The following is a 20504-nucleotide window of genomic DNA, read 5'->3' as shown; positions in this document are numbered from 1 at the left end:
AACGCGAGGCGGACTGCACGCGTGACATCGGATCGCCAGGCGCCAGGGCGAATGGCACCGCGGCTGGAGGCGTGGCCTTCGGCATCATGCGCGCAGCGGCCATGGCGACGAGCACGACGCCTGCGCCACGCCCGCTCCGGTGGAACGGGCATCGCGACAGCCGCAGCGACCGGGCCACCTGGCCCGGCGCTGCCGACCTGCGCACCAGACCCGCAACGCGGGTCCGTGCACGGGTCACACCCCGTGCGCCGCCAGCTGCCCCAGGCGCTGCACCGCCACCGACACCGTCGGGTAATCCAGCGTCTTCTGCGCCGACAGTTCCTGCAGCATGTTCAGGGTGAAGCGCAGGCTGCTGTCGTCGCGCTGCAGCCATTGCTGCACCTTGGCCTCGGCATTGCCGCCCGGCAACGCCAGCGCCTGCCCGGCCAGGGCGCTGTGGTGCTTGGCCAGTTCGTCGCGCAGCACGCCGCGGGCCACCGCATGCCAGCGGCCGTTGACCTCCAGCGCGTCGATCTGCTCGAACAGCCACGGCAGCTGCAGGGCCTCCCCGAGGCGGAAGTGCACCTTCGACACCTCCACCGGCTTGAGCTTGCGGGTGCGCGCCATCTCGATGATGTCGAACGCCGGCTCCAGGAAGCGCAGTTCCGACAGCTGCTGCGCGAGCGCCGGCGGCAGACCCTTGTCCTGCCATTCCTGCACCAGCGCCTCGTACAGCGGACGCTGCGAGTCCGACAGCACGCCGGACGCGACGCGGATGTCGTTGAACGGTTCGTGGTAGCGCTCCACCGCCGCGGTGATGCCGGGCATCGGGCCGGGACGGAACAGCAGCCAGCGCACGAACGCGCGCTGCAGCTTCCAGATCACTTCCAGCGCATCGATCTGCACCGACTCGGGCACCTGCCCGTCCAGCGCGTCGATCTGCGTCCACAGCGCGCGCGCGTCCAGCGTCTCGCGGCTGATCGTGTACGCCTTGGCGACCTCACCGATGCTGCGCCCGGTGTCTTCCTGCATGCGCATCAGGAAGGTGGCGCCCATGCGGTTGATGGTGGTGTTGGTGACCGCGGTGGCGATGATCTCGCGCTTGAGCCGGTGCCGCTCCATCGCATCGGCGTACTTCTTCTGCAGCGGTTGCGGGAAGTAGCGTTGCAGTTCCTTGGACAGATACGGGTCTTCGGGGATGTCCGATTCCAGCAGCTGCTGGAACGCGACCAGCTTGGAGTAGGACAGCAGCACCGCCAGCTCCGGCCGGGTCAGGCCCTGGCCGCGGGCCTTGCGTGCGGAGATCTCCGCGTCCGACGGCAGGTATTCGATCTGCCGGTCGAGCAGGCCCTGCGCTTCCAGGGTGCGGATGAAGTGCTGCTTGGAACCCAGGCGCTTGACGCTCATCCGCTCCATCAGGCTCAGCGCCTGGTTCTGGCGGATGTTGTCCCACAGCACCAGTTCGGCGACCTCGTCGGTCATCGACGCCAGCAGCTTGTTGCGCGCGTCCAGGGTCAGCTTCTTGGCCTGCACCACGTCGTTGAGCAGGATCTTGATGTTGACCTCGTGATCGGAGGTGTCCACGCCGGCCGAGTTGTCGATGAAGTCGGTGTTGAGCAGCACCCCGACCTGCGCGGCCTCGATGCGACCGAGCTGGGTCAGGCCGAGGTTGCCGCCTTCGCCGACGATCTTGCAGCGCAGCTCGCCGCCGTTGACGCGCAGGCCGTTGTTGGCACGGTCGCCGACGTCGCCATGGGTCTCGCTGGCGGCCTTGACGTAGGTACCGATGCCGCCGTTCCAGAACAGGTCCACCGGCGCCTTGAGGATGGCGTTCATCAGGTCGTTCGGCGACAGCTGCTTGACGCCCGCCTCCAGGCCCAGCGCCTCGCGCACCGGCGCGCTGATCTCGATCGACTTCAGCGTGCGCGGATAGATGCCGCCGCCGGCGCTGATCAGCTTGGCATCGTAGTCGGCCCAGCTGGAGCGCGGCAGCTTGAACAGGCGCTCGCGCTCGGCGAACGAGGCCGCCGGGTCCGGATTCGGATCCAGGAAGATGTGGCGGTGGTCGAACGCGGCCAGCAGGCGGATATGCCTCGAGAGCAGCATGCCGTTGCCGAACACGTCGCCGGACATGTCGCCGATGCCGACCACGCTGAAATCTTCGCTCTGGCAGTCGCGGCCCAGCGCGCGGAAGTGGCGCTTGACCGACTCCCAGGCGCCGCGCGCGGTGATGCCCATGCCCTTGTGGTCGTAGCCGACCGAACCGCCGGAGGCGAAGGCGTCGCCGAGCCAGAAGCCGTGGTCGATCGCCAGGCCGTTGGCGATGTCGGAGAACGTGGCGGTGCCCTTGTCGGCGGCCACCACCAGGTACGGATCGTCCTGGTCGTGGCGCACCACCTGCGGCGGCGGCACGATCTTGCCGCCGACGATGTTGTCGGTGATGTCGAGCAGGCCCTGGATGAACAGCTTGTAGCAGGCGATGCCTTCGGCCAGCACCGCGTCGCGGTCGCCGCCGCCCGGCGAGCGCTTGCAGAAGAAGCCGCCCTTGGCGCCGACCGGCACGATCACCGTGTTCTTGACCATCTGCGCCTTGACCAGGCCCAGCACCTCGGTGCGGAAATCCTCGCGCCGGTCGGACCAGCGCAGGCCGCCGCGCGCCACCGCGCCGAAGCGCAGGTGCACGCCTTCCACGCGCGGGCCGTACACGAAGATCTCGCGGTACGGGCGCGGCTTGGGCAGCTCCGGCACCTTGGCCGAATCGAGCTTGAAGCTGATGCAATGGCCCGGCCCGCCGTCCTTGCCGGTCTGGTAGTAGCTGGTGCGCAGGGTCGCTTCGATCACGCCCTTGAAGCTGCGCAGGATGCGGTCCTCGTCGAGGCTGGCGACCTGGTCGAACAGCTTCAGCAGCGCGGCATTGGCCGCATCCAGCTGCGCAGCGCGGTCGCCGCGGCGTGCGTCGATCACCGGTTGCAGCGCCTTCAGCGCGCCCTCGTCGCCGCCCGCCAGCAATTGCAGCTGCGCCGCCAGCGCGGCCTGGCCGTCGGCGATCTGCGCCTTGCTCTCGGTGCCGGTGGCCGGATCGAAACGCGCCTCGAACAGCTCCACCAGCAGCCGTGCCAGCAGCGGATAGCGCGTGCAGGTCTCTTCGACGTAGGCCTGCGAGAACGGCACGCCGGTCTGCAGCAGGTACTTGCAGTAGCCACGCAGGATCGCCACCTGGCGCCAGCCCAGGCCGGCACCGACGATCAGGCGGTTGAAGCCGTCGTTCTCGGCATCGCCGCGCCAGATGCGCACGAATGCCTCGCACAGCGGCGCGTCGGCGCGCTCGACGTCGATACTGCCGGCCAGCGGCTCCACTTCGAAGTCCTGGATGTACAGCAGCGTACCGTCCACGGTGAGCCGGTACGGGCGCTCGGAGATCACCCGCAGGCCCAGATTCTCCATCATCGGCAGCACGTCCGACAGCGGCAGGTCGTCGCGCTGGCGGTACAGCTTCAGGCGCAGGCTGTCGGCGCCGTCGCGGCGCAGCGACTGCAGGCTCAGGTGCAGGTCGTCGGGACCGCGCAGCGCGGCCAGCCGTTCGACGTCGCGCGCGGCGATCTGCGCGGTCGATTCCTCGATGTAGCCGGCCGGCAGCGCGCGGCCGTAGCTGGCGGCCAGGCGCAGGCCGTCGCGCTCGCCGCGGCTGGCGACCAACGCCTCGCGCAGGTCGTCCTGCCAGTTGCGCAGCAGGTGCGCCAGACGCGATTCCAGTTCGGTGGTGTCGAATTCCAGCGCCTCGCCGGGCTTGGGCCGCACGATCAGGTGCAGCTGCGCCAGCGGCGATTCGCCCAGCACCACGCTGGAGTCGATGTATTCGCCGTGCAATGCGTCCTTCAGCAAAGCCTCGATGCGCAGGCGCACGTCGGTGTTGAAGCGCTCGCGCGGGATGTAGACCAACGCGGAGATGAAGCGGCCGTACTTGTCGCGGCGCAGGAACAGGCGGCTGCGCACCCGCTCCTGCAGGCCGAGGATGCCCATCGCGGTGCGGTACAGCTCTTCCTCGTTGGACTGGAACAGCTCCTCGCGCGGCAGCGTCTCCAGGATGTGGCGCAGCGCCTTGCCGCTATGGCTGCTCGGGGTCAGCCCGGACTTGCGCATCACGTAGTCGAAGCGCTCGCGCACCAGCGGGATCTCCCACGGCCGGCGGTTGTAGGCGCTGGACGTGAACAGGCCGAGGAAGCGCTGTTCGGCGACGATGCGGCCCTTGGCGTCGAATTCGAGCACGCCGATGTAGTCCATGTAGCCGCTGCGGTGCACCCGCGAGCGCGCATTGGTCTTGGTCAGGATCAGCGCTTCCTTGATGCCCGATTCGCTGAGGCCGTGCGCGGCCAGCGTGCGCACCGGACGTGCCGGCGACTTGTCGTGGCCGCGCAGCAGGCCCAGGCCGCTGTCCTCCAGCGGCGCCAGCACGTCTTCCCCGCCCTGCTTCTCGACCCGGTACTCGCGGTAGCCGAAGAAGGTGAAATGGTCGGCCGCGGCCCAGCGCAGGAATTCCTGCGCCTCGCGCCGGCCCTTGTCGTCCACCGGCAGGCGCCGCGTGGTCAGGTCGTCGGCCAAGGTCAGCATCTTCTCGCGCATGCCGCTCCAGTCGCGCACGATGTTGCGCACCTCGCCGAGGATGCGCTGGATCGCCGCGTCCACGCGCGGCATGTCCTCCGGCGGCTGCCGGTCGATCTCCAGCAGCATCAGCGATTCCGGCTTGCCCTCGCCGACCGTCTCCAGCTTGCCGGCCTTGTCGCGGCTCATGCGCAGCACCGGGTGGCCGAGCACGTGCACGCCGATGCCCAGCTCCGACAGCGCCATGCTCACCGAATCCACCAGGAACGGCATGTCGTTGTTGACGATCTGCAGCACCGTGCGCGAGGACTCCCAGCCGTCTTCCTTCACGCTCGGATTGAACACCCGCACGTTGAACGTCCCCGGCTTGCGCTTGCGCGCGAACTCCAGCATCGACGCCGCCAGCGCGGCCCATTCCTGCGCGCTGTGGTGGGGGAACTCGTCCTCCTCCATGCGCTTGTAGAACTCCTCGGCGAAGGCCTGCGCCTCGGCCTGGCGGCCGCCCGGATAGCGCTGGCGCAACGCCGTGTAGACCGGCTCCAGGCTGAAGCCGACCGCGGAAGCGGCCGGCACCGCGTCGATCACCCGCGAATTGGCGGTGGCGCGCGCCGCGCCGCGCTTGCTCGCGGCTGGTGCGGCTTTGGCCTGCTTGACCGCCGGTGCGGCCTTGGCCTGCTTGGCCGACGGCTTGGCGGGCGCCTTGGACGAGGGAGTAGCTGGCTTGGACGCGGACTTGCGGGAGGCGGCGGCCGAGGACGTGCTGGAACGGGAAGCGTCTGATTTGGGTTTCATGACGGGGAGCAACAACGATGCTCATTGGGAAAGCCAGAATTGTACCGGTGGCGCGTTCAACTACCTTGCTGCATGGCGCAAACCAGGCCGGGGAACGAAACGACACGCCATATCGGGCAAAGTCGCATGCGCGCCGCCGTCACACCGCCCTAACTTCATCCGGCGGAGCGTCGCCGATGCCGGGGACTTGTCGCGATCGGCGCGCCGATGTCAAGGCTGTTCCAATTCTAAACTGGACGGTATAGTCCATATTCGATGAGCGCCTCCCCTGCCCCGTCCCGCCTGCCCCAGGCGCGCGATCAGCGCGTGTACGCCGCTGTGCGCGAACTGTTGGCCGAAACCGGCATGCGCCTGAGCATGGATGCGGTGGCCGCGCGCGCCGGCTGCTCTAAGCAGACCCTGTACAGCCGCTACCGCAGCAAGCAGGACCTGCTGCAACGGGTGCTCCAGGACCATACCGAGCTGAGCGCCACGCACTTGGGTCCGGCGCAGGGCGAACTGCGCGGCAGCCTGCTGCGCTTCGCCCGCGAGCATCTGGAGCAATTGTCCGAGCCCAGCGTGCTGCAGAGCTGCCAGCTGATCGCGGCCGAAGCGCGGCATTTCCCCGAGCAGGTCCGCGCCTTGTTCCGCGACAGCGCCGAGGCGTTGATGCAGCGCCTGAGCGAACGCCTGCAACTGGCGGTGACCGCCGGCCAGCTGCGCCATGACGATCCGCACTTCATGGCCGAACTGTTGTTGAGCATGATCGTCGGGATGGATTTCGAGCGCCAACGCTTCCATACCGCCCATCGCAGCGACGCCGCCGCGCAGCGCGCCTGGGCCGAATTCGCCGTCGACGGTTTTCTGCGCGCGTTCGCCGCGCCGCCTGCCCCTTCCCTTTCGTTATCAACACCAGACCGGAGTACCACCCGATGACCTCCCCGTTGCGTTCTCTCGCCCTGGCCTGCGCCGTCGTGGTGGTGTTGGCGTCCTGCAAGAAACAAGAGCAACAGCAGGCCATGCCGCCGCCGGAAGTGGGCGTGCTGGAAGCCAAGCCGCAGACGCTGCCATTGCAGCGCGACATGGTCGGGCGCCTGTCCGCCTACCGCAGCGCCGACGTGCGCGCCCGCGTGGCCGGGGTGCTGGAAAAGCGCCTGTACACCGAAGGCACCGACGTGAAGGAAGGCCAGCCGCTGTTCCAGATCGATCCGGCGCCGCTGCGCGCCTCGCTGGCGTCGGCGCAGGGCCAGCTGGCCGCGGCCGAGGCCACCTACGCCAACGCCAAGGTCGCCGCCAACCGCGCGCGCAGCCTGGCGCCGCAGGCCTATGTGTCCAAGTCCGACCTGGATACCGCCGAGGCCACCGAACGCACCTCGGCCGCCTCGGTGCAGCAGGCGCGCGCCGCGGTGGAAACCGCGCGCATCAACCTGGGCTACGCCACCGTCACCGCGCCGATCGCCGGCCGCGCCGGCAAGCAGCAGGTCACCGAAGGCGCGCTGGTCGGCCAGGGCGACACCACCCTGCTGACCACCATCGACCAGCTCGACCCGCTGTATGTGAACTTCTCGATGAGCTCGGACGAGCTGGCGCAGCTGCGCCAGGCGCAGACCCAGGGCAACGTGGCGCTGAACGACGAGGGCAAGTCCACCGTGCAGGTCAAGCTCGGCGACGGCAGCGTCTATGCCCAGCCTGGCACGCTGGACTTCTCCGATACCGCGGTGGATCCGAGCACCGGCTCGGTGACCCTGCGCGCCCTGCTGCCCAATCCGGACCGGGTGCTGCTGCCCGGCGCGTTCGTCACCTTCGCCGCCAACCTGGGCCAGCGCAACAACGCCTATCTGATTCCGCAGGAAGCGATCCAGCGCGACGCCAAGGGCGCCTACGCGCTGGTGGTCGGCAAGGACGGCAAGGTGCTGCGCAAGGACGTGGTCACGGTCGGCCAGCAGGAAGGCAAGTGGATCGTCGGCTCCGGCCTGGCCGCCGGCGACCAGGTCATCGTCTCCGGCCTGCAGAAGGCCAAGGAAGGCGCGCCGGCCAAGGCCACGCCGTGGACCCCGGGCGCACCGGGCCAGGCACCGGGCGGCGCCGCAGCGCAGGGCCAGGCGCCCGCCGGCGCCGCGCCGCAGGACAAGGCCGCCGGCCAACCGCAGGGCGCAGCGAGCGGCGACACGCCGGCCGCCGCGGCCGATTCCAAGCCCGAGCAGCAGTAACGGACCCCCGCCATGCCTAAGTTCTTCATCGAACACCCGGTCTTCGCCTGGGTGGTGGCGATCCTGATCTCGCTCAGCGGCGTGATCGCCATCCTCAACCTCGGCGTCGAATCCTATCCCTCGATCGCGCCGCCGCAGGTCACCGTCACCGCGACCTACCCAGGCGCCAGCGCCGACACCACCGAACGCTCGGTCACCCAGGTGATCGAGCAGCAGCTGACCGGCATCGATCACCTGCTGTACTTCAGCTCCTCGTCCTCCTCCAGCGGCACCGCCACCGTCACCCTGACCTTCGAGACCGGCACCAATGCCGACATCGCCCAGGTGCAGGTGCAGAACAAGGTGTCGCTGGCGACGCCGCGCCTGCCCTCGGAAGTGACCGCGCAGGGCGTGGTGGTGGCCAAGGCCAACGCCGGCTTCCTCAGCGTGATCGCGCTGCGTTCGGAGAACCCGTCGATCGACCGTAGCGCGCTCAACGACATCGTTGGCTCGCGCGTGCTGGAACAGATCTCGCGCGTGCCCGGCGTCGGCAGCACCCAGCAGTTCGGCGCCGAATATGCGATGGACATCTGGCTGAACCCGGAAAAGCTGCAGGGCTATCACCTGTCTCCCAGCCAGGTGTACAACGCGATCAGCGCGCAGAACGTGCAGTTCGCCGCCGGCTCGATCGGTTCCGATCCGGCCCCGTCCGGACAGTCGTTCACCGCCACGGTCACCGCCGAAGGCCGCTTCAGTTCGCCCGAACAGTTCGAGAACATCATCCTGCGCGCGGACAGCAACGGCAGCGTGGTACGGCTGAAGGACGTGGCGCGGGTCGCGTTCGGCCCGACCAGCTTCGGCTTCGACACCCAGTACAACGGCAAGCCGACCGGCGCGTTCGCGATCCAGCTGCTGCCCGGCGCCAACGCGCTGAGCGTGTCCGAGGCGGTCAAGGCCAAGATGGACGAGCTGCAGCCGAGCTTCCCGCAGGGCGTGAGCTGGTTCACCCCGTACGAGAGCACCACCTTCGTGCGGATCTCGATCGAGGAAGTGGTCAAGACCCTGGCCGAGGCGATCGTGCTGGTGTTCCTGGTGATGCTGGTGTTCCTGCAGAACTTCCGCGCCACCATCATCCCCACCCTGGTCATTCCGGTGGCGCTGCTGGGCACGTTCCTGGGCATGTGGGTGATCGGCTTCACCATCAACCAGCTGACCCTGTTCGCGATGGTGCTGGCGATCGGCATCGTGGTCGACGACGCGATCGTGGTGATCGAGAACGTCGAACGCATCATGTCCGAAGAGCACCTGGCGCCGAAGGCGGCCACGCAGAAGGCGATGACCCAGATCACCGGCGCGGTGGTGGCGATCACCGTGGTGCTGGCGGCGGTGTTCATCCCCTCGGCGATGCAGCCCGGCGCGGCCGGCGCGATCTACAAGCAGTTCGCGATCACCATCGCCATGGCGATGGCGTTCTCGGCGTTCCTGGCGCTGAGCTTCACCCCGGCGCTGTGCGCTGCCTTCCTGAAGGCCACCCACAACGAGAACCCGAACTGGGTGTACCGCAACTTCAACAAGTACTACGACAAGCTGGCGAACCGCTACGTCGGCGCGGTCGGCGGCACCATCCGCCGCGCGCCGCGCTGGATGGCGGTGTTCGCGTTGCTGGTGGTGCTGTGCGGGTTCCTGTTCACGCGCATGCCGGGTAGCTTCCTGCCCGAGGAAGACCAGGGCTTCGCGCTGGCGATCGTGCAGTTGCCGCCGGGCGCCACGGTCGGCCGCACCAACGAGGTGTTCGCGCAGATGCGCGGCGTGCTCGCAAACCAGCCGGCCGTGGAAGGCATGCTGCAGGTGGCTGGCTTCAGCTTCCTGGGCCGCGGCGAAAACGTCGGCATGGGCTTCATCCGGCTCAAGCCGTGGGCCGACCGCGACGTCACCGCTACCGACCTGATCCAGCAGTTGAACGGGATGTTCTACGGCATCAAGGGCGCGCAGATCTTCGTGGTCAACCTGCCCACGGTGAACGGCCTGGGCCAGTTCGGCGGCTTCGACATGTGGCTGCAGGACCGCACCGGCGCCGGCGAGGAAGCGCTGACCCAGGCCCGCAACATCCTGCTCGGCAAGGCCGCCGCGCGCCAGGATGCGCTGGCCGGGGTGCGCCCCAACGGCCTGGAGAACGCGCCGCAGCTGCAGCTGAGCGTGGACCGGGTACAGGCGCAGTCGATGGGCCTGTCGGTCAGCGACATCTACCAGTCGATCCAGATGATGCTGGCGCCGGTGTACGTCAACGACTTCTTCTACGAAGGCCGCATCAAGCGCGTCAACATGCAGGCCGACGCGCCGTTCCGCACCGGTCCGGAGTCGCTGCGCAACTTCTACGTGCCCAGCAGCAGCGCCACCGACAGCGACGGCCTGCCGCAGATGATCCCGCTGAGCACGGTGGTGAAGTCGAACTGGATCTACAGCTCGCCGTCGCTGAGCCGCTACAACGGCTATTCGGCGGTCAACGTGGTCGGCAACCCGGCCCCGGGCGGCAGCTCCGGCCAAGCCATGAGCGCGATGGAGGAGATCGTCAACAACGACCTGCCGCCGGGCTTCGGCTTCGACTGGAGCGGCATGTCGTACCAGGAGATCATCGCCGGCAACAGCGCCACGCTGCTGCTGGTGCTGTCGATCGTGGTGGTGTTCCTGTGCCTGGCGGCGCTGTACGAGAGCTGGTCGATCCCGGTTTCGGTGTTGCTGGTGGTGCCGATCGGCGTGCTCGGCGCGATCACCTTCTCGCTGCTGCGCGGCCTGCCGAACGACATCTACTTCAAGATCGGCATGATCACGGTGATCGGCCTGGCGGCGAAGAACGCGATCCTGATCGTGGAGTTCGCGGTGGAGCAGCGTGCGGCGGGCAAGACCCTGCGCGAAGCGGCCACCGAGGCGGCGCACCTGCGCTTCCGTCCGATCCTGATGACCTCGTTCGCGTTCATCCTCGGCGTGCTGCCGATGGCGATCTCCACCGGCGCCGGCGCCAACGCGCGCCACTCGATCGGCACCGGCGTGATCGGCGGCATGGTGTTCGCCACCGTGCTCGGCGTGCTGTTCATTCCGCTGTTCTTCGTGGTGGTGCGGCGCATGCTCGGCGACAAGCTGGACGAACCGTCGAAGGAATACGTGGCGATCCAGCAGGAAGGGCAGAACCGGAACCAGCCGGATCGGTGAGGTGCCGGGATTGGGGATTCGGGATTCGATTTCCCCGCTTCACGCATCCCCACTCCTCATCGCCAAAAAAAGCGGCCGCAAGGCCGCTTTTTTTGGCTGGAGTTCGGCAAGACGGCTCGGGGCACGAGTCCTAGTGCAGGGATTTGGCGCCGTCGCAGGGTTTCCGCCCCGATGCAGTCCACTTGAACCTGCCCACCCTCCCTGCAAAAAAAGCGGCCTTGCGGCCGCTTCTGCGTGTCCCTCATGGGGTCAGGAATTGGCGAATCCCCAATCCCGACTCCCCAATCCCGGCCTCACCGCAACCCGGTTTCGTTGCGGGCGATGACCAGCCGCTGGATTTCGCTGGTGCCCTCGTAGATCTCGGTGATCTTGGCATCGCGGAAGTAACGCTCCAGCGGCATTTCCTTCGAATAGCCCATGCCGCCATGGATCTGCACCGCCTGGTGGGTGATCCACATCGCCGCTTCGGACGCGGTCAGCTTGGCCACCGAGGCCTCGGTGGTGAAGCGCTGGCCCTGCCCCTTCACCCATGCCGCGCGCAGCGTCAGCAGCAGCGCCGCGTCGAGCTTGCACTTCATGTCGGCGATCTTGGCCTGGGTCATCTGGAACGCGCCGATCGGCGAGCCGAACGCCTTGCGCTCCTTCACGTAGTCCAGGGTCGCCTGGTAGGCGGCGCGGGCGATGCCGATCGCCTGCGAGGCGATGCCGATGCGGCCGGCGTCGAGCACACTCATCGCGATCTTGAAGCCCTCGCCCGGCGCGCCCAGCACCTCGTCCGGACTCGCCACGTAGTCCTGGAATTCGATCTCGCAGGTGGCCGAGGCGCGGATGCCGAGCTTGGGCTCGGTCTTGCCGCGATGGAAGCCGGGCTTGTCGGTGTCGATCAGGAACGCGGTGATGCCGCGCGCCCCCTGCTCCGGATCGGTGACCGCGAACAGCACGATGTACTTGGCGACCGGGCCGGAGGTGATCCAGCTCTTCTTGCCATTGATCACGAAGCTGCCGTCGTCCTGGCGCACCGCCCGGCAACGCATCGCGGTGGCGTCGGAGCCGGACTGCGGTTCGGTCAGCGCGAACGCGCCGATGTGGCTGCCGTCGGCGATCGCACGCACGTATTTCTGTTTCTGCGCCTCGTTGCCGTTCTTCAGGATGCCGGCGCAGAACAGCGAATTGTTGACCGACACGATGGTCGAATGGGCGGCGTCGCCGGCGGCGATCTCGACCATCGCCAGCACGTAGGCGATCGGGTCCATGCCGGCGCCGCCGTATTCCTCCGGCACCTCGATGCCCATCAGGCCGTTCTCGCCGAGCAGGCGGATGTTGTCCAGCGGGAACTCGCCGGTACGGTCGTGATGCTCGGCGCTGGGGGCGATCCGTTCCTGGGCGATGCGTCGCGCCACGTCCTGGATCATCAATTGCTCTTCAGTAAAGCTGAAATCCACGTAGAACCCCTCCCGGGCTGTCTGGTGCGCCATTGTAGCCACCCAGACCATACGCTGGCGTGTGCACGACTTGACCCGGCCGGCCCACAGGACCAAAATATCTCTATATCGCGATAGGAAGATATTATGGATCTGGAGGACTGGTCGACCCGGCTGAAAGTGTTCGCCGATGCGACCCGCGTGCGCCTGCTGGCCTTGCTGGAGCAGGAAGAGCTGACCGTGGCCGAGCTGTCGGCGATCACCCGGCTGGCGCAACCGCGCGTGTCCACCCACCTGGCCAAGCTGAAGGAGGCTGGCCTGGTGCGCGACCGCCGCGCCGGCGTGTCGGCCTACTACCGCTTCGACGAGGCGCAGCTGGACCCGGCGCAGCGCGCATTGTGGCTGGCGCTGAGTACCGGCAGCGACGATCCGCTGCTGCGCCAGGACGCCGAGCGCGTGGCCGCGGTGCTGGCCAATCGCGCCGCCGACCAGAACTGGGCCGATTCGGTGGCCGGCGACATGGAACGCCACTACTCGCCCGGGCGCACCTGGGAAGCGCTGGCGCGCACCGCGTTGCCGCTGCTGGAAACCGGCGACGTGCTCGACATCGCCTCCGGCGACGGCGTGCTGGCCGAACTGGTGGCGCCGCATGCGCGCTGCTACGTGTGCATCGACACCAGCGCGCGGGTGGTGGCCGCGGCCAGCGAACGCCTGCGCCGGCTCGGCAATGTGGAAGTGCGCGAAGGCGACATGCACGCGTTGCCGTTCGCCGACGCCAGCTTCGACCTGGTGGTGATGATGCACGCGCTGACCTACGCGGCCAAGCCGGCGCAGGCCGTGGCCGAATCGGCGCGGGTGCTGCGCCCCGGCGGACGCCTGCTGCTATGCAGCCTCGCCCGCCACGAACACAAGGCCGCGGTGCAGGCCTACGGCCACGTCAACCTGGGCTTCGCCTCCAAGGAGCTGCGCAAGTTCGTGGACAAGGCCGGGCTGGACGTGTCCAGCCTGGAAACCGTGACCCGCGAGAAGCGACCGCCGCATTTCGAGGTGATTTCGTTGATTGCGGTGAAGCCGGGAATCGGGAATGGGGATTCGGGAATCGCAAAGGCAAAAGCAGGAGCAGGCGCATGACCATCTCTGACGTTTCTTCTCGGACCCAAGTCGCCTGGCTGCATCCGCAGCGCACGCAGAAGCTGCTGCAGGCGCTGGCCGAACGCATCCTGATCATCGACGGTGCGATGGGCACCATGATCCAGCGCCACGACCTGCAGGAAGCCGACTACCGCGGCGAGCGCTTCGCCGCCGGCTACGACAGCGCGCACGTGCACGGCCCCGGCTGCGACCATGCGCCGCAGGGCCACGACCTGAAGGGCAACAACGACCTGCTGCTGCTGTCGCGGCCCGAGGTGATCGCCGGCATCCACCGCGCCTACCTCGACGCCGGCGCCGACCTGCTGGAAACCAATACCTTCAATGCCACCTCGATCAGCCAGGCCGACTATCACCTGGAACACCTGGTCTACGAACTCAACAAGGCCGGTGCGCGGGTCGCGCGCGACTGCTGCGACGCGGTCGAGGCGCTCACCCCGGACAAGCCGCGCTTCGTCATCGGCGTGCTCGGCCCGACCAGCCGCACCGCCTCGATCAGCCCCGACGTCAACGATCCCGGCTTCCGCAATACCAGCTTCGACGAGTTGCGCGGCACCTATCGCGAAGCGGTCGAGGGCCTGATCGACGGCGGCGCCGACACGCTGATGGTGGAGACCATCTTCGACACGCTCAACGCCAAGGCGGCGCTGTACGCGATCGAGGAAGTGTTCGACGCGCGCGGCGGGCGTCTGCCGGTGATGATCTCCGGCACCATCACCGACGCCTCCGGACGCACCCTGTCCGGGCAGACCGCCGAAGCGTTCTATGCCTCGGTGGCGCACGGCCGGCCGCTGTCGGTGGGCCTGAACTGCGCGCTCGGCGCCAGCGACCTGCGTCCGCACGTGGAGACCTTGGCGCGCATCGCCGACGGCTACGTCAGCGCGCATCCCAACGCCGGCCTGCCCAACGCCTTCGGCGAGTACGACGAAACCCCGGAGGAAATGGCGGCGACGCTGAAGGAATTCGCCGAATCCGGCCTGCTGAACCTGGTCGGCGGCTGCTGCGGCACCACGCCGGCGCATATCCAGGCGATCGCCGAGGCGGTACGCGGGCTGCGTCCGCGTGTGCCGCTCGCGGCGCAGACGCAGGCACAGGCGGCCTGAGATGCGCGCGCAGCCACTGTCGCTTCACGCATTCGCAGTCCACGCGCGCCGTCCGGCGTGCGCTGCGCCCGTCGGTCGCGCCTGCGCGGCCACGGCAACGATCCCGAAAGGCTGACCCCATGTCTGTCCGCATTACCCGCCTGTCCGGCCTGGAACCGCTGCTGCTGACCCCGGACCTGCTGTTCGTCAACGTCGGCGAGCGCACCAACGTCACCGGCAGCGCGCAGTTCCGCAAGCTGATCAAGGAAGAACGCTACGAGGAAGCGGTGGACGTGGCGCGCCAGCAGGTCGCTAGCGGCGCGCAGATCCTCGACGTCAACATGGACGAGGGCCTGATCGATTCGGAGAAGGCGATGGTCCGCTTTCTCAACCTGATCATGTCCGAGCCGGACATCGCGCGCATCCCGATCATGGTCGATTCCTCCAAGTGGAGCGTGATCGAGGCCGGGCTGAAGTGCCTGCAGGGCAAGAGCGTGGTCAACTCGATCTCGCTGAAGGAAGGCGAGGCGGTGTTCGTCGAGCATGCGCGCAAGGTGCTGCGTTACGGCGCCGCCGCGGTGGTGATGGCGTTCGACGAGCAGGGCCAGGCCGATACCTGCGCGCGCAAGGTGCAGATCTGCAGCCGCGCCTATCGGATCCTGACCGAACAGGTCGGCTTTCCGCCGGAAGACATCATCTTCGATCCGAACATCTTCGCCGTGGCCACCGGCATCGAGGAGCACGACAACTACGCGGTGGATTTCATCGAGGCCACCCGCATCATCCGCCAGACCCTGCCGCATTGCCATGTGTCCGGCGGCGTGTCCAACGTGTCGTTCTCGTTCCGCGGCAACGAGACCGTGCGCCAGGCGATCCATTCGGTGTTCCTGTACCACGCCATCGCCGCGGGCATGGACATGGGCATCGTCAACGCCGGCGGCATGCCGATCTACGACGACCTGGATCCGGATCTGCGCGAGCGGGTGGAGGACGTGATCCTCAACCGCCGCCGCGACGGCACCGAGCGCCTGCTGGAGATCGCCGAGCGCTACAAGGGCAAGAAGGGCCAGAGCAGCGTCGAGGACCTGAGCTGGCGCGACAAGCCGGTGCGCGCGCGGCTGGCGCACGCGCTGGTGCACGGCGTGGACGCCTACGTGGAAATCGATACCGAAGAAGCGCGGCAGCAGTCCGCACGCCCGCTGGACGTGATCGAAGGCCCGCTGATGGACGGCATGAACGTGGTCGGCGACCTGTTCGGCGCCGGCAAGATGTTCCTGCCGCAGGTGGTCAAGTCGGCGCGGGTGATGAAGAAGGCGGTGGCCTACCTGCTGCCGTACATCGAGGCGGAAAAGCTGCGCAGCGGCGACACCGGCAAGTCCAACGGCAAGATCGTCATGGCCACGGTCAAGGGCGACGTGCACGACATCGGCAAGAACATCGTCGGCGTGGTCCTGGCCTGCAACAACTTCGACGTGATCGACCTGGGCGTGATGGTGCCGACCCAGACCATTCTCGACCGCGCGCGTGCCGAGAACGCCGACATCATCGGCCTGTCCGGGCTGATCACCCCGTCGCTGGAGGAGATGAGCCATGTCGCCCGCGAGATGCAGCGGCAGGGTTTCTCGATGCCGCTGTTGATCGGCGGCGCCACCACCTCGCGCGCGCACACCGCGCTCAAGATCGACCCGCACTACGCCGCGCCGACGGTATGGGTCAAGGACGCCTCGCGCGCGGTCGGCGTGGCCCAGTCGCTGATCTCCAAGGACCTGCGCGCCGCGTTCGTCGCCGCCAACGACGCCGACTACGCCGAGATCCGCCAGCGTCACAAGAACCGCGGCGACGCCAAGCGCCTGGTATCGCTGGAGAAGGCGCGCGCGCAGCGCTTCGACGGCGGCTGGGACGCCTACACCCCGCCGACGCCGAAGCGACCCGGCCTGCACGTATTCGACGACTATCCGCTGCCCGAGCTGATCGACCTGATCGACTGGACCCCGTTCTTCCAGGCCTGGGAACTGGCCGGCAAATTCCCGGCGATCCTCAGCGATGCGGTGGTCGGCAGCCAGGCCAGCGAGCTGTACCGCGACGCGCGCGCGATGCTCAAGCGCATCGTGGCCGAGAAATGGCTGACCGCCAAGGCGGTGTTCGGGCTGTGGCCGGCGAACAGTGTGGGCGACGATGTCGAGGTGGTCCTGACGGACCACCGGGAGTCGGGAGTCGGGATTGGGGATTCGCAACATCCCACCCAATCCCCAATCCCCACTCCCCAATCCCGGCATCTCCTGCACTTCCTGCGGCAACAGGTCGACAAACCCGTCGAGCGGCCCGACTTCTGCCTGGCCGATTTCATCGCGCCCAGGGACAGCGGCAAGCAGGACTGGATCGGCGCGTTCGCGGTCACCGCCGGCATCGGCATCGAGCCGCACGTGGCGCGCTTCGAGGCCGCGCATGACGACTACAACGCGATCCTGCTCAAGGCGCTGGCCGACCGCCTGGCCGAGGCCCTGGCCGAGCGCCTGCACCAGCGCGTGCGCCGCGAATTCTGGGGCTATGCCGAAGACGAGGCACTGGACAACGAGGCGCTGATCGCCGAGCAGTACCGCGGCATCCGCCCTGCCCCCGGCTATCCCGCCTGCCCCGAGCACAGCGAGAAGCAGACCCTGTTCGCGTTGCTCGACGCCGAACGCAATGCCGGCATGACCCTGACCGAAAGCTTCGCGATGCTGCCGACCGCGGCGGTATCCGGCTACTACTTCAGCCATCCGCAGAGCCAGTATTTCGTGGTCGGACGCCTGACCAAGGAACAGGTCGCCGACTACGCACGGCGCAAGGGCGTGCCCCTGCTGCAGGCCGAACGCTGGCTGGCCTCGAACCTGGACTACGACCCGGAGTGAGGGGCGTCGCAACGTCCCTGTCCTAGCGCAACGCACGCCACGGCTGTGTTCCCTTCTCCCACCGGGAGAAGGTGGCCCGCAGGGCCGGATGAGGGTATGGGCGAAACCTCGTGCCCCAAACTCAGCGAGACGCTTGGCGCCGTACCCTCACCCCAGCCCCTCTCCCACAGGGAGAGAGGCTTGCAGCGTTCAGCGCAGCAGCACCGACACGCCGAGGCCACCCTGCCAATCCGAGCTCGGCGCGGACAAGCCGCGCAGCACCGACACATCCAGTTGCACGCGCTCGGCGATCAACCAGGTCAGCCCGGTACCGAGCGCGCGCATCTCGTCCTCGCCGCCGCCGATGCCGGCTTCGGCATAGGCGCTGAGGTCGCCCTGCGCGTAGAAGGTATAGCTCGGCGACACTGTCCAGCCATGGCCGTCGTCGCTGTCGCTGACGTTGGCGTACAGCGCGACATTGCGCCCGTCGGCCAGGTCCCAGCCGGCGCTGACGCCGAGGTCGTAGCGATGCCCGTCGTCGCCGTAGGGCGCACGCCCCACCGGCACGGCGGCGGCGCCCAGCAGCGCCCAGGAGAACGTGTCGCGCGAACTCGGCAGCGCCCATTTCAGGCCGACGCTGGCATCGCCGCCGCCATGTCCGCGGAAATCCTCGCCGGTGCCGCGCACGCGCTGCCAGACCTGGCTGTCGATGGCCAGTTGCAGTTCCGCCTGCGCGCTCAGGCCGATCCGCAGGCGGCTGTCGGCCACGTACTCGGTGCTGCGCACGCCACCGCTACGGTCGTAGCTCACGTCCGACAACGCCTGCTCCCAGGCGACGCCGCCGACCGGCAGGGTCTGCGATGCGAAGCCGATGCCGGGGCGGTCGAACGCCGGCGCGTCGTCGGCATGGGCAACGCGCGTGGCGCCCAGAGCGCCGAGCGTCAACGCGCACTGCACGAGCGCCGCAGCGCGACGCGTGGCGCACCCGATGCGGATGCCGGGCTGCATGCGCAATGCTGCAACCGGAATGCCTGTAGCCATGGACTGCCTCCCCAAGAGCGAGCGCCGCGGTTCACGGCGTCGTGCCCGATTCTGCCTGCACCGCCTTGAAGTGCGCCGTGAAACTCGGCAACAGCAGCCGATTGCCGTAACCGCTGAGGTGATCGGCATCGAAGAACAGCGGGCGTCCGTCGCGCATGCCGGCGCAACGCGTCGGCTCGCACAGCACCGGCAACGGGTCCCACACCGAGGCATGCGGCAACCGCGCGGCGATCCGCTGCAGGCTCTGCAGCACCGGCGCGCGGTAGCGTTCCATGGTGTCGCGCTGGATCTGCGTGCCGCGCGCGCAGATCGCATTGCCGCGGTTGAACCAGTCCGAACAGCGGTACGGCGGCGCGCGCAGCAAGGGCTTGGGCGCCTCGAACACGATGCGCACGCCGCGTTGCGCCAGCGGCTGCAGCAGCGCCACCGCTGCCTCTTCGCCGGCGGCGCGGACTGCCTGCGCCTGCGCGCCGTCCTGCTCGGCCATCACCGCCGCCTCGTCGAACAGCTGGGTCTGCTCGGCCAGACGCAACAGCCGCAGCGCGGGCAGGAACAGCACATCGCCGTCGCGCGCCTGCGCCTGCACGTCGGCCAGGGTGCTGCGCTCATAGGCCTGGCAACCGGCGTGCGTGGCCTGCCAGGCCTGCAGGCCGACGATCGGACAGCCGCCGACGCCGTACAGGCGCACCGCCACGCCGCTGCGCAACGCGAAGCGGCGCAGCAGTTCGTTGTACGCCAACGCATGCGAATCGCCGGCGACGAACAGCTGCGTCGGCCGGCGCGGCACCTCCAGGCGGGCATCGTGCAGGTCGCAGTCGCCGCGCGCGAACAGCTTGGCGCTGCCGACCTGCAGCTGCGCCTGTCCGGTCTTCAGCGCGCAGTGCGGGAACTCCTTGCGCATGCCCTTGGCATACGCATACCAGTCCAGCGGATGCCGGCTCACCGTGCTCAACGAGTAGTAGCGCTGCGTGTCCAGCAGCAGCGCATGCACGCCGGCGGCGAGCAGGATCAGGCCCAGCCCGGCGGCGATGGTGCGCGCCGGGGTGCGCATCCTGCCGATGCGGCCGCTGCGCCACGGCAGCTCCACCCAGCGGTACGAGGCGATCGCCAGCGCCGCCACCAGCAGCAGCGCCAGCGCTTTCGCCAGTGCCGACTCCAGGCCCACGGTCCAGCGGAACAGCACGAACACCGGCCAATGCCACAGATACAGCGAATACGAGACACGCCCGATCGCCACCACCGCACGCTGCGACAGCGCGCGCTTGATCCAGCCGGCAGGCGCGCCGTGCAGCAGTCCCAGCAGGCCCAGCGTGCCCAGCACCGGCCACAGGCCATCGGGCCATGGCGAATGCCCGGGTCGTGCGTGCCATAACCCGTAGCCCACCAACCCCAGTGCCAGCGCCAGCAGCGGCGACCGCCAGTTCCAGGCCGCACGCGGCGCAGGCGCAAGGCCGGCATCGAAGCGCCCGCTCAGTGCCAGCGCCTGGAACAGCAGCACGCCGCTGCCCAGTTGCCAGAAGCGCGCGGTGGTCAGGTAGAACGCGTCGCCAGCCTCACCACCGCCGCGGCTGCGCAACAGCGCATACGCAAGCGAGCCAGCCGACGCCAGCGCCACCAGCAACGCCGACCACACGCGGCCGCGGCCGCCACGGTTCCAGGCCAGGAACAGCAGCGGGAACAGCAGGTAGAACTGCTCTTCCACGCCCAGCGACCAGGTGTGCGTGTACGGATTGAACTCGGCCTTGGGCGAGAAATAATCGTTGTCGGTCGCGGCCAGCACCCAGTTGCTGAGGCCGACGAAGGCCATGCGTCCGGTCTTGGCGCTGGTTTCGCTCAACCAGGAGTCGGGGATGAACAGGCCGCTGGCCAGCGCGGTGGTCAGCAGGCAGGCCACCAGGGCCGGCGCGATGCGGCGCATGCGTCGCGCATAGAACTGCGCGAACACGCCCCAGCTGCCGGCCGCGGGCAAACGTTGCAGCGAGGCGCTGACCACGAAACCGGAGATCACGAAGAACACGTCGACGCCGGTGAAGCCGCTCGGCAACCAGGCCGGATCAAGGTGATAGGCGATGACCGCCAGCACCGCGAGCGCGCGCAGTCCGTCCACATACGGCAGATAGCCGCCCGCCGCGTGTGCGGGCGATGACGTGTGCAGGCGCTCGGCCCTTGCCGTCCCCATCCCTGGGAGTGCCATGC

General features: G+C 68.3%; 10 protein-coding genes. 6 read left to right on the top strand and 4 right to left on the bottom strand.

The features are described 5' to 3' along the window. Positions 1-234: 234 nt before the first annotated feature. Positions 235-5370 carry an NAD-glutamate dehydrogenase gene (locus AB3X08_RS10095; protein ID WP_369938007.1) on the bottom strand — a complete coding sequence of 1712 codons (5136 nt, stop codon included), beginning with the start codon at positions 5368-5370 and terminating at the stop codon, positions 235-237. A gap of 255 nt (positions 5371-5625) precedes the next feature. Here AB3X08_RS10095 and AB3X08_RS10090 point away from each other — a divergent pair, with 255 nt between their 5' ends. From AB3X08_RS10090 to AB3X08_RS10080, 3 genes are read left to right on the top strand one after another with little or no spacing between them, the layout of a single operon-like run. Then, positions 5626-6285, top strand: coding sequence for a TetR/AcrR family transcriptional regulator (locus tag AB3X08_RS10090; protein WP_369938006.1), 660 nt, complete (start codon positions 5626-5628; stop codon positions 6283-6285). Further along, on the top strand, positions 6282-7559 hold the full coding sequence (locus tag AB3X08_RS10085; RefSeq protein ID WP_369938003.1) for an efflux RND transporter periplasmic adaptor subunit: 1278 nt from the start codon (positions 6282-6284) through the stop codon (positions 7557-7559). The genes AB3X08_RS10090 and AB3X08_RS10085 overlap by 4 nt, the downstream gene beginning before the upstream one ends. Positions 7560-7571: 12 nt before the next feature. Beyond that, positions 7572-10745 carry a multidrug efflux RND transporter permease subunit gene (locus AB3X08_RS10080; RefSeq protein WP_369938002.1) on the top strand — a complete coding sequence of 1058 codons (3174 nt, stop codon included), beginning with the start codon at positions 7572-7574 and terminating at the stop codon, positions 10743-10745. A 293-nt stretch (positions 10746-11038) separates the two neighbouring features. Here AB3X08_RS10080 and AB3X08_RS10075 read toward each other — a convergent pair whose 3' ends face one another. Next, positions 11039-12187: an acyl-CoA dehydrogenase family protein gene (locus AB3X08_RS10075; RefSeq protein ID WP_369938001.1), complete on the bottom strand. Its 1149-nt coding sequence runs from the start codon at positions 12185-12187 to the stop codon at positions 11039-11041. A 126-nt stretch (positions 12188-12313) separates the two neighbouring features. Here AB3X08_RS10075 and AB3X08_RS10070 point away from each other — a divergent pair, with 126 nt between their 5' ends. The 3 genes from AB3X08_RS10070 to metH all read left to right on the top strand — a co-directional run bounded on the left by AB3X08_RS10070 (position 12314) and on the right by metH (position 17288). Further along, positions 12314-13297: an ArsR/SmtB family transcription factor gene (locus AB3X08_RS10070; protein WP_369938000.1), complete on the top strand. Its 984-nt coding sequence runs from the start codon at positions 12314-12316 to the stop codon at positions 13295-13297. Further along, positions 13294-14418 carry a homocysteine S-methyltransferase family protein gene (locus AB3X08_RS10065; protein ID WP_369937999.1) on the top strand — a complete coding sequence of 375 codons (1125 nt, stop codon included), beginning with the start codon at positions 13294-13296 and terminating at the stop codon, positions 14416-14418. The genes AB3X08_RS10070 and AB3X08_RS10065 overlap by 4 nt, the downstream gene beginning before the upstream one ends. Before the next feature lie 119 nt (positions 14419-14537). Beyond that, positions 14538-17288 (top strand): methionine synthase, encoded by a 2751-nt coding sequence (gene metH, locus AB3X08_RS10060; RefSeq protein ID WP_369937998.1) that lies wholly within the window; start codon positions 14538-14540, stop codon positions 17286-17288. A 189-nt stretch (positions 17289-17477) separates the two neighbouring features. Here the strand turns inward: metH and AB3X08_RS10055 are convergent, their stop codons facing one another. Together AB3X08_RS10055 and AB3X08_RS10050 are read right to left on the bottom strand one after the other, a co-directional pair. Further along, positions 17478-18308: a transporter gene (locus AB3X08_RS10055; protein ID WP_369937997.1), complete on the bottom strand. Its 831-nt coding sequence runs from the start codon at positions 18306-18308 to the stop codon at positions 17478-17480. A gap of 31 nt (positions 18309-18339) precedes the next feature. Then, positions 18340-20502, bottom strand: a complete 2163-nt coding sequence (locus tag AB3X08_RS10050; RefSeq protein ID WP_369937996.1) for an acyltransferase family protein — start codon at positions 20500-20502, stop codon at positions 18340-18342. Positions 20503-20504: the final 2 nt, after the last annotated feature.

Source organism: Xanthomonas sp. DAR 34887 (assembly GCF_041245805.1).
Classification (GTDB): domain Bacteria; phylum Pseudomonadota; class Gammaproteobacteria; order Xanthomonadales; family Xanthomonadaceae; genus Xanthomonas_A; species Xanthomonas_A tesorieronis.
The sequence above is the reverse complement of the archived record's forward strand: the minus strand, read 5'-3'. Positions and strand labels throughout refer to the sequence as shown.